The organism is Sphingomonas sp., assembly GCF_036731925.1.
Taxonomy (GTDB): domain Bacteria; phylum Pseudomonadota; class Alphaproteobacteria; order Sphingomonadales; family Sphingomonadaceae; genus Sphingomonas.
Genome location: NZ_DAINDJ010000001.1, coordinates 1,800,523 through 1,814,206, shown reverse-complemented (window position 1 = coordinate 1,814,206; position 13,684 = coordinate 1,800,523). Strand labels below are relative to the sequence as shown.

Here is a 13,684-nt window from a genome sequence, read left to right as displayed (position 1 = left end):
CAAAGGCGCAGCGTCGCGCCGGAGACTGCGATCATGATGGAAGACCATTACGGGCTGCGCGGCCGGCCGTTCCAGCTCACCCCCGATCCCCGCTTCTGGTTCGACACCGCCACGCATGGCAAGGCGATGGCCTATCTCGGCTATGGCTTGAGCCAGGGCGAAGGCTTCGTCGTCATTACCGGCGATCCGGGGGCGGGCAAGACCACCTTGCTGGGCCATTTGCTTGCGGAGCTCGATGGCGAGCGGCTGAACGTCATCAAGATCGTCTCCACCCACCTGCGCGCCGACGATCTGCTGCGGCTGGTGGCCCAGGGGCTCGGCCTGCGGGGGGATGACGTGTCCAAGGCGTCGCTGCTGCTGGCGATCGAGCGCGGCCTGCACGAGATTGCCCGCGCCGGCCGCCGTACGCTGCTGGTGGTGGACGAGGCGCAGGCGCTGCCCGGCGAGAGCCTGGATGAGCTGCGCATGCTCTCCAACTTCCAGGCCGGCGGCTATCCGCTGCTGCAGATCTTCCTGCTCGGCCAGCCCGAATTCCGGCTGGTGCTGCAGCAGCCCGCCTTCGAGCAGCTGCGCCAGCGGGTGATCGCGATGCACCACCTCGCGCCGATGGAGGTGGAGGAGGTCGAAGCCTATCTGATGCACCGGCTGACGCTGGTCGGCTGGAACGGGCGGCCCCGCTTCACCGCCGATGCGCTGGCGGCGATGCACCGCTGGTCGGGCGGCATCCCGCGCCGTCTCAACCAGCTGGCCAGCCGCGTGCTGCTGTACGGTGCCGTGGAGCAGATCGAGAATTTCGGCGCGCCGGACATCGCCGCGGTGATCGACGACATCGAGCAGGAGGACGTGATCGCCGCAGCGCCCGAGCCTGTTCCCGAACCCGTGCCGGTGCGCACCGGTCGCGTTGCGGAGCTGCGGTCGGTGCCGGAAGGCTCGCCCGAGGTTCGCGCGCTAGAGCGGCGCGTCGCCGAGCTGGAGGCGCAGGTCGCCTCGCAATCCGATGCGCTGCGACGCGTCCTGTCGCTGCTGGTGGACTGGGTGGAAAAGGACGAAGGCCGCAGCGGCATCGACCTCGACACCCTGCGCGGAAGCGCGGCCTGAGCCATGGGCGTGCGGAACGGCCTGTCGGTCGATGTCGAGGACTGGTTCCAGGTCGGCGCGTTCGAGACCACGATCGCGCGGGGGGACTGGGACGGGCTGGAACGGCGCGTCGAGGCGAATACCGAGCGCGTGCTGGCACTGTTCGAGGAAGCCGGCGCCAAGGGCACGTTCTTCACGCTCGGCTGGGTGGCCGAGCGGCATCCGAAGCTGATCCGCCGCATTGCCGAGGCGGGGCACGAAGTCGCCAGCCATGGCTGGGACCATGCCCGCGTCTTCACCCTTACGCCGGACCAGTTTCGCGCGGATCTCGCGCGTGCCCGCGCCGTGCTGGAGGATGCCGGGGGTGTCGCCGTGAACGGCTATCGTGCGCCGAGCTTCTCGATCGATCGGCGCACCCCCTGGGCACATGCGGTGCTGGCCGAGGCGGGCTATTGCTATTCCTCCAGCATCGCGCCGATCGCGCATGATCATTATGGCTGGCCCGATGCCCCGCGCGCGCCGTTCCGGCCGCTGCCCGACGCGCGGCTGATCGAGCTGCCGATCACCATCGCCCGCGTGCTCGGCCGCGAAGTGACCGCAGGCGGCGGCTTCTTCCGCCTGCTGCCTCAGGGCGTGACGGATCGCGCGATCCGCACCGCCAATGCGGGCGGAGAGGCGGCGATGTTCTATTTCCATCCCTGGGAGATCGACCCCGGTCAGCCGCGGGTCCATGCAGCCCCGTTCAAGTCGCGCCTGCGCCATTACGCCCGGCTGGGCGCAATGGCCGCCAAGTTGCGGACGCTGCTCGCCGCGCACGACTGGGATCGGGTGGATGCCGTCGCGGCGCGGGCAGCGGAGCGGCTGGCGTGACCCTCTCGGTCCGGTGCGCCGATCTGCTGGAAAGCGGCGAGCGCGGGCGTCTCGCCGCCTGGGTCGATGCGCATCCCGAAGGCACACCCTTCCATCTGCCCGAGTGGAGCATGGCCGTCGCCAAAGGCTGTCGGCAGCGCAGTCACTATCTGGTGGCAGAGGGGCGGCATGGGATCGTCGGCGTCCTGCCGCTTACCGAGATCGCCTCGCCACTGTTCGGCAGGGCGCTGGTCTCGACCGGGTTCGGAGTCGCTGGCGGCATTCTGGCCGAGCAGGGGATGGCGGCCGCCGTACTTGGCCAGGCCGCCTGGCAGCGCGCGACCGAGCTGCGCTGCCCGACGCTTGATCTGCGCGGGGGGCCCTGTCCGGGCGAAGCGTGGCACCGGGACGACGCCACCTATGTCGGCTTCGTGCGCCGCCTCGCCGCCGACGACGAGGCCGAACTGCTCGCCATCCCGCGCAAGCAGCGCGCCGAAGTGCGCAAGGCGCTCGCCGCCGATCTTACGGTGGAGGTCGGCGCGGATCGTGCGGCGCGGCGTGCTCACCACGCCGTCTATGGGGAGAGCGTTCGCAACCTCGGCACACCGGTCTTCCCGGCGGCGCTGTTCGCCGCCGTGCTCGACGTCTTCGGCGCGGAGGCGGACATCCTCACCGTCCGGCACCAGGGGCGGGCGGTGGCCAGCGTACTCAGCCTGTATTGGCGCGGTACCGTCTACCCCTATTGGGGCGGCGGCACCGCGGCGGCGCGGGGGCTGCGCGCCAACGACCGGATGTATTTTGCGCTGATGGCGCACGCCCGCGCGCGCGGCTGCGCACGGTTCGATTTCGGCCGATCGAAGGCGGGTACGGGCCCGGCGGCGTTCAAGAAGAACTGGGGCTTCACGCCCGAACCGCTGGTCTATTTCTCGCGGCACGCCGAAGGGGCGGCACCGCGCAGCATCAACCCGATGGACCCCAAATATCGGCTGCAGGTCGCGGCATGGAAGCGGCTGCCGTTATGGGCGGCAAACCAGCTCGGCCCCTGGATTGCACGGGGGCTCGGTTGATGGGCGACATCCTGTTCCTCGCGCACCGCATCCCCTATCCGCCGGACCGGGGCGACAAGATCCGGGCCTTTCACCTGCTGCGCCATCTCTCCCGGGCCCACCGGGTCCACCTTGTTGCCTTCGCCGACGATCCGGCGGATCTGGACGGCAAGGAGGGCCTTGCGCCCTATACGGAAACGCGGGAAATCTTCTGGCGGAAGGCACCCACCGCCTGGACGGGTCTGCGCGCGGTGCTGCAGCGCCGTCCGGTGTCGCTGGTCGCCTTCGCCGATCCCGCAGTGCGCCGGACCGTGGACGCGCTGCTCGACGCACACCCGATCGACACGATCTTCCTCTATTCCAGCCAGATGGCCCAGTATCTGCCGGCGGCGCCGACGCAGCGGGTGATCATGGACTTTGTCGACATGGATTCGGCCAAGTTTGCCGCCTATGCGGGGAATGCACGCGGGCCCATGGCGTGGATCCATCGGCGGGAAGCGGCGCTGCTGCTCCGCCATGAGCAGCGCGTCGCGCGGGATGCGGATGCCAGCCTGTTCGTCAGCGGGGCCGAGGCGGCGCTGTTTCGCACGCGCGCCGGGGCGTCCCGTATCCATGCCATCGAGAACGGTATCGACACGACGTTCTACGATCCTGCCCGGCGATTCGAGCCGGTGCCCGGCGCGGGCCCGCTGCTCGTGTTCACCGGGCAGATGGACTATCGCCCCAACATCGCGGCAGTGCGCTGGTTCGCGGACCGTGTGTTCCCGCGCATCCACGAGACGCATCCCGATGCCCGCTTCGCCATTGTCGGCCGGGCGCCGACGCCGGCGGTGCAGGCGCTTGCCGAGCGGCCGGGCGTGTGCGTCATCGGGGCGGTGCCCGACGTGCGCAACTGGCTCGCCGCCGCCACGCTGGTGGTAGCCCCGCTCCAGCTGGCCCGGGGGATCCAGAACAAGGTGCTGGAGGGCATGGCGATGGCGCGGCCGGTGGTTGCCTCGCCCGCCGCTGCCGAGGGCATTGACCATGCGGGCACGCTGCGGGTCGCCGAAGGGCCGGAAGCGTTCGGAGACGCGGTGCTCGGCCTTCTCGCCGAACCGGCGATCGCCGCTGCCCTCGGATCGGCGGCGCGCGCGCGGGTGATCGCCCGGTACGGCTGGGACGCCCGCCTGGAACCGCTCGACGCGCTGCTGCAGGCGCCCGCGGTGCCCCGCCACCGCCGGGGTGGCGTCGGCTGCGATCGCTTGGTACCGGGCCGCTACGATGCGGATCATGAACGGCGAAGCTAGGGCAGGAATGGGCGAGCGAGAGGGCGTGCGCTGATGTGCGGCATCGCCGGCCTGTTCTATCCCGGGCTCCCCAAGCCGATCGACCCTGCCCGCATCGTCGCGATGAGCGACGCCCAGGCGCATCGCGGGCCGGACGGCTCCGGCGTGTGGTGCGTGGCAGGGGTGGGGCTCGGCCATCGCCGCCTCGCGATCATCGACCTTGCAGGCGGCGTGCAGCCGATGGCGCTGCCGGATCAGTCGCTCGCGGTGACCTTCAACGGCGAGATCTACAATTTCCGCGAGGTCCGTGCCGAGCTGGCGGCGCTCGGCGCCCGCTTCGTGACCGACAGCGATACCGAAGTGCTGCTCCATGGCTGGCGCGCCTGGGGCCCGGACCTGCTTGCCCGGCTGAACGGCATGTTTGCCTTCGCCCTTTACGACGCCGCGACGCAGAGCCTGTTCCTCGCGCGCGACCGGTTCGGCGTGAAGCCGCTCCATTATGCCGAGCTGGCCGACGGGGCGGTCGCCTTCGCCTCCGAACTGAAGGGGCTTCTTGCCCATCCGCTGCTCCGCCGCGCCGCAGATTTCCACGCGGTCGAGGATTATCTGGGCCTTGGCTATGTGCCCGACGATGCCTGCATCGTCGCCGGCGTGCGCAAGCTGCCGGCCGGCCATTTCCTCCTGCTCCAGCGCGGGCGACCCGTGCCGCAGCCGGTGCGCTGGTGGGATATCGACTTCACCGCCCGCGCCACCGGCAGCACCCGCGACCTGAAGGCCGAACTGATCGAGCGGATGCGCACCGCGGTGCGCTCGCGCATGATTGCCGATGTGCCGCTGGGCGCGTTCCTTTCCGGCGGCGTCGACAGCTCGGCCGTGGTCGCGCTGATGGCGGAGGGCAGCAAGGCGGCGGTGAAGACCTGCACGATCGGCTTCGACGAGGCCGGTCTCGACGAGACTGCCCATGCCGCCAAGGTGGCCGAGCGCTTCGCCACCAGCCATCGCACCCGCCGGGTTGGCGCCGAAGACTATGGCCTGATCGACGCGCTGGTCGCCGCGTTCGACGAGCCCTTTGCCGATGCCTCCGCCTTGCCCACCTACCGGGTCTGCCAGCTGGCCCGCGAGAGCGTGACCGTCGCTCTGTCCGGCGACGGGGCGGACGAGGCGCTGGCGGGCTATCGCCGCCACCGCTTCTTCGCCGCCGAGGAACGGGTCCGCGGGCTGCTCTCGCCGGCGCTGCGGGCGCGGATTTTCGGGCGGCTGGGCGCGCTCTATCCCAAGGCCGACTGGGCGCCGCGTCCGTTCCGTGCCAAGACGACGCTGCTCGCGCTCGCCGAGGACGGCGCGGAAGGCTATGCCAAGGCGGTCGGGGTCACCACGCCGGCGCTGCGCGACCAGCTCTACAGCGACGCTGCCCGCGCCGCGCTCGACGGCTATCGGGCGGAAGCGCGCTACGTGGCGACGATTCGCGATGCGCCGGCGCGGGACGCGATCGATCGGGCGCAATATGCCGATATCCGCCACTGGCTGCCGGGCGACATCCTCACCAAGGTCGATCGCACCAGCATGGCGGTGGGGCTGGAAGCGCGCGAGCCGCTGCTCGATCACCGGCTGGTGGAATTCGAGGCGTCGCTGCCGCCCGCGCTTCGCATTCGAGGCGGCCAGGGCAAGTGGCTGATGAAGAAGGCGCTGGAGCCCTGGTTGCCGCGCGAGATTCTCTACCGCCCGAAAATGGGGTTCGTCACGCCGATCAGCGCGTGGTTCCGCCATGCGCTGGCCGATGAGGCCGCGGCGCTCGCCCGCTCGCCCTTGCTGCTCCAGAGCGGATGGTTCGAGCCGCGCACCATTGCCAGGCTCGCAGAGGAGCATCGCGGCGGGCGTGCCGAGCATGGCCGCACGCTGTGGCAACTGGTGATGCTGGAGCGCAGCCTCGCCCGCCTGTTCGGCTGACTGTCCCACCACCGCCGCCGGTGCCGGCGGCGGCCGCGAGGCAAGCGCCAGAGCCGCTTGTGACCGGCAGCCGCGCGACGGCCTCGACGGGACGCGCGCCTGTCAGTCCATCGGCAATCCCGGCTGCAACCGGGGCCGCGGGCCGGCAGACATGGTTGCGCTGCGGCTCCAGGGCGGGTTCTGAGGCGGCTCAGAACACCGGCTGGTTGGCGTCGTCGTCGCTCGTCGGCGTGTGGATGCCGCACTCGGTCTTGTCCCAGCCCCGCCAGCGACCGGCGCGCGGGTCTTCGCCCGGCTTCACCACGCTGGTGCACGGTGCACAGCCGATCGAGGGATAGCCCTGTGCGACCAGCGGGTGCACCGGCAGGTCGTGCGCGGTGAAATAGGTGTCGAGATCAGCCTTGGTCCAATCCGCGAGCGGGTTGATCTTCAGCCGATCGCCGTCGAGCTCGAAGCGGGGTAGGGCGGCGCGGGTGCTCGCCTGGAACGCCTTGCGGCCGGTGATCGTCGCCTCGATGCCGACTAGGCCCGCTTCGAGGGGCAGCACCTTGCGGATCTCGCAGCAGCCATCGGGGTCGTAGGACCAGCGGAGTTCCGTCGCGTCCCGCTTGGCCAGCAGCTCCGGATCGGGCTGGAGATTGCGCAGGTTCAGCGCCAGCCGCTCGGCCAGCAGATCGCGATAGGCGAGTGTTTCGGGAAAGTGCCTGCCGGTATCGAGGAACAGCACCGGCACCGATCGATCGACGCTGGCGACCAGGTGGAGCAGCGCTGCCGACTCCGCGCCAAACGAGGAAACGATCGCCGTTTCGCCCGTCAGCTTCTCCGCCAGCACCGCCCGCAGCATCTCCAGCGTCGGCACGCCGGCAAAGCGGGCGTTGAGCCGTGCTGCATCCGCTTCCGTGAAGCGCGGTGCCACGTCGATCCGGTCGATGTGGCGCGCCGCATCAGCCATGACGCAGTTTCCACAAGGGCACGACGCTGTCTGCTGCCGCCTGGTAGCGGAAGTCGTAGCGATCGAGCGCGGCCGCCAGCGTCTCGGCGTCGATCGGCGCGCTGGGCGCGAAGCTGTCGAAGCCGCAGCGGCGCATCAGCGGGATCTGATCCACCAGCACGTCGCCTTGCGCGCGCAGCTCGCCCTCGTAGCCGGCCTCGCGCAGGATGCGCGCGGTGGAATAGCCACGCCCGTCGCGGAAGCTGGGAAAGCTCACCTCGATCAGCGCGATGCGATCGAGGTGCGGCAGCAGCGCACGCGGATCCTCGCCGGCCTCGATCCGCACGGCGGTGGCGTTCGACTGGCCGAAGAAGCTGTCGAGCGTGACGGCGGGCTCATCATGCGCTTCGTCGTCGCGGTAGCGCAGGAACTCAACCATAAATGGCCTCCTTGAACGGTGCCATGCCGATCCGGCGATAGGTGTCGACGAAGCGCTCGCCGGGCGTGCGTTCGCGCACATAGACGTCCGTCGCGCGCTCGATCGCGTCGACCACGCCGTCCTCGCTAAAGCCGGGACCGGTGATGTCGGCCAGGCTGACATCCTCCGCGCCCGAGCCGCCGAGCAGCAGCTGGTAATTCTCGGTGCCTTTCCGATCGACGCCTAGGATGCCGATATGGCCGGCATGATGGTGGCCGCAGGCGTTGATGCAGCCCGAGATCTTGAGCTTGAGTTCGCCCAGGTCGCGCTGGCGCGCCGGATCGGCGAAGCGTTCGCTGATCTTCTGCGCGAGCGGGATCGAGCGGGCATTGGCGAGGCTGCAATAGTCCAGACCCGGGCACGCGATGATGTCGCTGATCAGGTCGAGATTGGCCTCGGCCAGCCCCGCCTCGCGGAGTGCCTGCCAGATCGTGTAGAGATCGGCCTTGCGGACGTGCGGCAGCACGATGTTCTGCGCATGGGTCACCCGCAGCTCGTCGAAGCTGTAGCGCTCGGCAAGGTCCGCCATCCGGTCGATCTGGTCGGCTGAGGCGTCGCCCGGAATGCCGCCGATCGGCTTGAGGCTGATCGTGACGATCGCATAGCCCGGCGCCTGGTGGGCATGGACATTCTGGTCGAGCCACACCGCGAAATCGGGGTCGCTGCGGTCCACCGTGTCGGCCGCGTTCGCCTCGAACGGCGGCGGTGCGAAGTGCGCGGCGATGCGGTCGAACTCGCCCTGGGGCGGATCGATGCCGAGCGCCTTCACGGCCGCGAATTCTTCCTCGACCTGACGCGCATACTCCTCGGCGCCGAGCGCGTGGATGAGGATCTTGATCCGCGCCTTGTAGATATTGTCGCGCCGGCCGTGGCGATTGTAGACCCGCAGGCACGCTTCCAGATAGCTCACGAAATCGGCGAAGGGCACGAAGTCCTTGATCAGCGACGCGATCATCGGGGTGCGGCCCATGCCGCCGCCGGCGTAGATGCGCGCGCCGAGCTCGCCCGCGTCGTTGCGGACGATCTGGATGCCGATGTCGTGCAGCCGCATCGCCGCGCGATCCTCGTCGGCGGCGATCACCGCGATCTTGAACTTGCGCGGAAGGTAGCTGAACTCGGGGTGGAAGGTGCTCCACTGGCGGAGCAGCTCGGCCCAGGGGCGCGGATCGGTGATCTCGTCCGCGGCGGCGCCGGCAAACTGGTCCGAGCTGATGTTGCGGATGCAGTTGCCGCTGGTCTGGATGGCGTGCATCTCCACCGTCGCCAGCTCGGCGAGGATGTCGGGCGCATCCTCCAGCTTGATCCAGTTGTACTGGAGGTTCTGACGCGTGGTGAAATGGCCATAGCCGCGGTCGTACTTGCGGGCGATGTGCGCCAGCATGTGCATTTGCCGGCTGTTCAGCGTGCCATAGGGCACCGCCACGCGCAGCATGTATGCGTGGAGCTGGAGGTAGAGCCCGTTCATCAGCCGCAGCGGCTTGAACTGGTCCTCGGTCATGTGGCCGGCAAGGCGGCGCTGGACCTGGTCGCGGAATTCCTCGACGCGCGCGGCGACGATGGAGGCATCATATTCGTCGTACTTGTACATGGTTCAGATCACCCAGCTTCCGGCCTGGGGGTCGGCGGGCTTGAGGGTCAGGTCCGGGCGCACGGTGGGGCCGAGTGCGCGGATGCGGTCCTTGATGTGCGCGGGGCGGGGGCCTTCCGGCGTTGCCTCGGCGTCGATCACATAGGGCACGTTGACGCGGCGCGCGGCCTCCTCGGTCGCGGCGAGAATATCGCCCCTGTCGCCGACATCGGCGGCCTCGGCGAGATGGCGCGACCAGCCTTCGCCGGTCCACCAGACCACGTCGCCGGTCGAAAGATCGTTGCCCGTCAGCAGCTTCATGCCTGATCTTCCCCCAGAGTCTCCGCCGTGCGCGCCCAGCGGGCCAGCTTGTCCTCGGCGTCGGCGAGCAGCACCACTTCGCCCACGACGATGATCGCCGGGCTCTGCACCTCCTCCTGCTCGACCATCGGGCCGAGATCGGCGAGCAGCGTCCGCAGCGCGCGGTGACCCTCCAGGGTGGCGCGTTCGAGCACTGCCACCGGCATGTCCGGCGCGACGCCGTCGGCCATCAGCTTGTCGGCGATCGCCGAGGCAGTGGCGACGCCCATGTAGATCACCAGCGTGCGGCCTTTGCCGGCGAGGCCCGACCAGTTCTGGTCGGTCAGTCCCTTGCACTGGCCGGCGACGAAGCTGACCGCGCTCGACCAGTCGCGATGGGTGAGCGGCAGCATCGCCTCGGCGGCGGCGCCAAGGGCTGCGGAGACGCCGGGAATCACTTCCACCGGCAGCCCGGCTTCGCGCACGGCCTCCACTTCCTCGCCGCCGCGGCCGAAGATGAACGGATCGCCGCCCTTCAAGCGAACGACGACGGCGCCGGTCTTCACATGCGCGACGATCAGCGCGTTGATCGACTCCTGCGGCAGCGTGTGCTTCGAGCGCCGCTTGGCCACCGAAATGCGGTGCGCCTGGGGCGCCAGATCGAGCACCCGGTCGTCGACCAGCCCGTCATGTACCAGCACGTCGCAGGCTTTCAGCGCCTCGACGGCGCGAACGGTGAGGAGGCCGGGGTCACCAGGACCTGCGCCGACGAGGATCACGCGGCCGCGCGAATGGGGGTCGAGAAGCGATGCCATGGTGCCGCACATGGCCCGATGGCCGCGGCGGAGCAATGGAGGATCGGTTTGGAGCGGCTAAGGGATTCTTTGCCGCCGGCCCTCAACCCTCGGCGCGCCAGTCGCCCGACTTGCCGCCGGTCTTGGTCAGCAGGCGGATGTCGCCGAGCACCATGCCCTTATCGAGCGCCTTGGCCATGTCGTAGAGCGTGAGCAGCGTGACCGACACGGCGGTAAGCGCTTCCATCTCCACGCCCGTCTTTCCCTCCGTCGCCGCCGTGGCGGTGGCGGTGACGCCGGTCGCGTCCAGATCGAGCTCGATAGCGACGCGGGTGAGCGGCAGCGGATGGCAGAGCGGGATCAGCTCGGATGTCTTCTTCGCCGCCATGATGCCGGCGATGCGGGCGGTGGCGAGCACGTCGCCCTTCTTCACGCTGCCCTCGCGGATCGCCGTCACCGCTTCGGCCGACATGGTGATGCGCCCCTGCGCCACCGCCTCGCGCGCCGTGACCACCTTGCCGCCGACATCGACCATGTGCGCCGCGCCGGTCTCGTCGAGATGGGTGAGCCCGCTCACCCGACCAGCGCCCGGGTCGCCGCTTCCACGTCCGCCTGCCGCATCAGCGACTCGCCGATCAGGAAGCAGCGGATGTCGTGCTCGGCCATGGCGTCGAGATCGGCGCGGGTGTTGAGGCCGGATTCGGCAACGAAGGTGCAGTCCTTCGGTGCATGGCGCACGAGGTCGTACGTCTTCTGCACATCGACCTCGAAGGTCTTGAGATTGCGATTGTTCACGCCGATCAGCCGCGACTTCAGCTTCAGCGCGCGCTCCAGTTCCTCGGCATCGTGCACCTCCACCAGCGCATCCATGCCAAGCTCCATCGCGGCGGCTTCGATTTCCGCCATCTGCCCGTCCTCGAGCGCGGAGACGATTATCAGGATCGCGTCCGCCCCCATTGCCCGCGATTCCGCGACCTGCCAGGGATCGATCAGGAAGTCCTTGCGGATCGCCGGCAGATCGCAGGCGGCGCGGGCCGCGACGAAATAATCCTCATGGCCCTGGAAATAGTCGTGGTCGGTCAGCACCGAGAGGCATGCGGCACCCCCGGCCGCATAGGCCCGGGCATGGGCGGGCGGATCGAAATCGGCGCGGATCAGCCCCTTGGACGGGCTCGCCTTCTTGATCTCGGCGATCAGGCCATAGCCGCCGGCGGCCGCACGCGCGTCCAGCGCCGCCTTGAAGCCGCGCGGGGCGGAGGGCGTCGACCATGCCAGCGGCGCGGCCTTGCGGGCGGCGACTTCGGCGCGCTTGGTATCCAGGATCTTGTCGAGAATGGTGCTCATGCGAACGCGATCCAGCAGTCGAGCAGCGCGTTGGCAAGCCCGTTGTCGAGCATTTCGGCGGCTTCTTCCACGCCGTCGCGCAGATCGCTCGCGCGGCCCGCGACCATCAGCGCGGCGGCGGCGTTGAGCAGCACCGCGTCGCGATAGGCGCCGGGCTCGCCCTGGAGCAGTCGACGAAGCGCGACCGCGTTATATTCGGGATCGCCGCCGCGGATCGCCGCCAGCGGATGGCGCGGCAGGCCGGCATCCTCAGGCGTGATTCGCGTGGGCAGCGCAGCGCGACCGACATTGACCACGACGCTCGCCGCCTCGGTGGAAAGCTCGTCCAGCGCATCCTCGCCCGAAACGATTGCCGCCGCCTCGACGCCCAGCTGCTCCAGTGCCTCGGCATAGACCGGCGCATAATCGGGCCGGGCGATGCCGATCAGCTGGTGACGGACATGGGCGGGGTTCGCCAGCGGGCCCATCAGGTTGAAGATCGTCCGCCGCCCGATCCGCCGCCGGATCGGCGCGATCCGGCCCAGCGAGGGGTGGTGATGCTGCGCGAACAGGAAGGCGATGCCGATCTCGTGCAGGCTCTCCTCCGCCCGCGCCGCAGCGCGATCGAGGTTGAGCCCCAGCGCTTCCAGCGTGTCCGCCGCCCCCGCCTTGGAGGAGGCGGCGCGGTTGCCGTGCTTGGCCACCGGCACGCCGGCAGCGGCCACTACCAGGCTGACGGCGGTCGAGACGTTGAGCGTATGATGCCCGTCGCCGCCGGTGCCGCACACGTCGATCGCGCCTGCCGGCGCGGTGATCGGGATCAACCGGGCGCGCAGCGCACGCGCGGCCTCGGCGATTTCGATGCTGGTCTCGCCCCGCATCGACAGCGCGGTAAGGAAGGTTTCGATCTCCGCCTCGGGCGCGATGCCGTCGAGAATGTCGGCGAACGCCTGCGCAGCGGTTTCGCGGGCAAGCGGGGAGGACGGATCGGGAAGCAGGCTCAGGCTGGTCACGCTGCCTCTATTCCGGGGCGCGGCCAGCCTGTCGAGCAAATCCTGCTTGGGTGCCTTAGTTGCTCTTCTTCGGCTTGGCGTAGGGCACGAACTGGCCGAGCGAGACGAAGCCGCGCGGGAAGTAGGAGGACCGGTCGATCAGCCGGACTGTGTCGATGCTGCAAAGCTGCGAGCCGAAGGTGTTGGTCACCAGGATCGAGTTGTCGTCCAGCTGCTCGGCGCCGCCGCGCGGCTCGTTCACATAGAGGGTGCTGCCGTCCGAGTAGACGATGGCCTTGCCGTCGATGATCTGGCTCGATCCGGTGCGGACCAGGCTGATGCAGTCGACCGGCTTGCCCGCGACTCGGCCCTTGAGCAGCTTGGCGAGCTGCTGCTCGGGCGTGTCCCGGTAGTGTGCGTTGGCAACGGGGGCCGCAAGCAGCGCGGCACCGGCGAGCAGGGTGGCGAGAAACGGTTTCATGGCATTCCTCCTACAGATGCTGCGATGAACCGAGGCTGAAGAGGGTCAGGCGACTGCCTTGGCCTCGATCCCGGCGAGACGCAGGAAATTGGCAAGCATGGCATGGCCATGTTCGGTGGCGATGCTCTCGGGGTGGAACTGCACGCTGTGGATCGGCAGCGACGCATGGCGGAAGCCCATCACCGATCCATCCTCCGCGGTCGCGTTGACGACGAGGCTGTCCGGGATGTCCGTCACGATCAGCGAATGGTAGCGCGTCGCGGTGAAGGGCGACGGCAGGCCCGCGAACAGCCCCGTACCGTCATGGGAGACGGGCGAGGTCTTGCCGTGCATCAGCCCGCCGCGCACCACGCTGCCGCCGAAATGCTGGCCGATCGACTGGTGGCCCAGGCATACGCCGAGCAGCGGCTTGCCCTGATCGGCGCAGGCGGCGACGAGATCCAGGCTGATCCCTGCCTCGTTCGGGGTACAGGGGCCCGGCGAGATCAGGAAGCCCTGCGCATTGGTGGCGATCGCCTCGTTTGCGGTGAGTGCATCGTTGCGCACCACCTGCACCTCCACGCCCAGCTCCATCAGATAATGGACGAGGTTCCAGGTGAAGCTGTCATAATTGTCGAGAACGAGGATCATGCGC

General features: G+C 69.2%; 15 protein-coding genes. 5 read left to right on the top strand and 10 right to left on the bottom strand.

Annotated elements, in window-relative coordinates:
- Nucleotides 1-33 precede the first annotated feature (33 nt).
- From V7E00_RS08800 to V7E00_RS08780, 5 genes are read left to right on the top strand one after another with little or no spacing between them, the layout of a single operon-like run.
- The gene (locus tag V7E00_RS08800) at nt 34-1,098 is read left to right on the top strand and encodes an ExeA family protein (protein ID WP_333572243.1); all 1,065 of its coding nucleotides are present in this window, start codon (nt 34-36) and stop codon (nt 1,096-1,098) included.
- 3 nt (nt 1,099-1,101) lie between these two features.
- Nucleotides 1,102-1,947, top strand: a complete 846-nt coding sequence (locus V7E00_RS08795; protein WP_333572242.1) for an XrtA system polysaccharide deacetylase — start codon at nt 1,102-1,104, stop codon at nt 1,945-1,947.
- Nucleotides 1,944-2,993: a FemAB family XrtA/PEP-CTERM system-associated protein gene (locus V7E00_RS08790; RefSeq protein WP_333572241.1), complete on the top strand. Its 1,050-nt coding sequence runs from the start codon at nt 1,944-1,946 to the stop codon at nt 2,991-2,993. Before V7E00_RS08795 ends, V7E00_RS08790 begins: the two co-directional genes overlap by 4 nt.
- Complete coding sequence (locus V7E00_RS08785; protein ID WP_333572240.1) at nt 2,993-4,258, top strand: TIGR03087 family PEP-CTERM/XrtA system glycosyltransferase; 1,266 nt, start codon at nt 2,993-2,995, stop codon at nt 4,256-4,258. Before V7E00_RS08790 ends, V7E00_RS08785 begins: the two co-directional genes overlap by 1 nt.
- Nucleotides 4,259-4,291: 33 nt before the next feature.
- The gene (locus V7E00_RS08780; RefSeq protein WP_333572239.1) at nt 4,292-6,184 is read left to right on the top strand and encodes an XrtA/PEP-CTERM system amidotransferase; all 1,893 of its coding nucleotides are present in this window, start codon (nt 4,292-4,294) and stop codon (nt 6,182-6,184) included.
- 190 nt (nt 6,185-6,374) lie between these two features.
- Here V7E00_RS08780 and V7E00_RS08775 read toward each other — a convergent pair whose 3' ends face one another.
- From V7E00_RS08775 to V7E00_RS08730, 10 genes are all read right to left on the bottom strand, one after another.
- Nucleotides 6,375-7,136, bottom strand: coding sequence for a phosphoadenylyl-sulfate reductase (locus V7E00_RS08775; protein ID WP_333572238.1), 762 nt, complete (start codon nt 7,134-7,136; stop codon nt 6,375-6,377).
- A complete protein-coding gene (locus V7E00_RS08770; protein ID WP_333572237.1) occupies nt 7,129-7,554 on the bottom strand; it encodes a DUF934 domain-containing protein in 426 nt (141 codons plus the stop codon). Before V7E00_RS08770 ends, V7E00_RS08775 begins: the two co-directional genes overlap by 8 nt.
- Nucleotides 7,547-9,181 carry a nitrite/sulfite reductase gene (locus V7E00_RS08765; protein WP_333572236.1) on the bottom strand — a complete coding sequence of 545 codons (1,635 nt, stop codon included), beginning with the start codon at nt 9,179-9,181 and terminating at the stop codon, nt 7,547-7,549. Before V7E00_RS08765 ends, V7E00_RS08770 begins: the two co-directional genes overlap by 8 nt.
- 3 nt (nt 9,182-9,184) lie before the next feature.
- The gene (locus tag V7E00_RS08760) at nt 9,185-9,481 is read right to left on the bottom strand and encodes a DUF2849 domain-containing protein (protein WP_333572235.1); all 297 of its coding nucleotides are present in this window, start codon (nt 9,479-9,481) and stop codon (nt 9,185-9,187) included.
- Nucleotides 9,478-10,275 carry a uroporphyrinogen-III C-methyltransferase gene (gene cobA, locus V7E00_RS08755; protein WP_333572234.1) on the bottom strand — a complete coding sequence of 266 codons (798 nt, stop codon included), beginning with the start codon at nt 10,273-10,275 and terminating at the stop codon, nt 9,478-9,480. Before cobA ends, V7E00_RS08760 begins: the two co-directional genes overlap by 4 nt.
- Before the next feature lie 82 nt (nt 10,276-10,357).
- Nucleotides 10,358-10,831, bottom strand: a complete 474-nt coding sequence (gene moaC, locus V7E00_RS08750; RefSeq protein WP_333572233.1) for a cyclic pyranopterin monophosphate synthase MoaC — start codon at nt 10,829-10,831, stop codon at nt 10,358-10,360.
- The gene (trpC, locus tag V7E00_RS08745; protein WP_333572232.1) at nt 10,828-11,598 is read right to left on the bottom strand and encodes an indole-3-glycerol phosphate synthase TrpC; all 771 of its coding nucleotides are present in this window, start codon (nt 11,596-11,598) and stop codon (nt 10,828-10,830) included. The genes moaC and trpC overlap by 4 nt, the downstream gene beginning before the upstream one ends.
- On the bottom strand, nt 11,595-12,590 hold the full coding sequence (gene trpD, locus V7E00_RS08740; RefSeq protein WP_333572231.1) for an anthranilate phosphoribosyltransferase: 996 nt from the start codon (nt 12,588-12,590) through the stop codon (nt 11,595-11,597). Before trpD ends, trpC begins: the two co-directional genes overlap by 4 nt.
- A 55-nt stretch (nt 12,591-12,645) precedes the next feature.
- Entirely contained in the window at nt 12,646-13,050 is a 405-nt protein-coding gene (locus V7E00_RS08735; protein ID WP_333572230.1) for a hypothetical protein, read from the bottom strand.
- Nucleotides 13,051-13,095: 45 nt separating this feature from the next.
- Nucleotides 13,096-13,680 (bottom strand): anthranilate synthase component II, encoded by a 585-nt coding sequence (locus V7E00_RS08730; protein WP_333572229.1) that lies wholly within the window; start codon nt 13,678-13,680, stop codon nt 13,096-13,098.
- Nucleotides 13,681-13,684 lie beyond the last annotated feature (4 nt).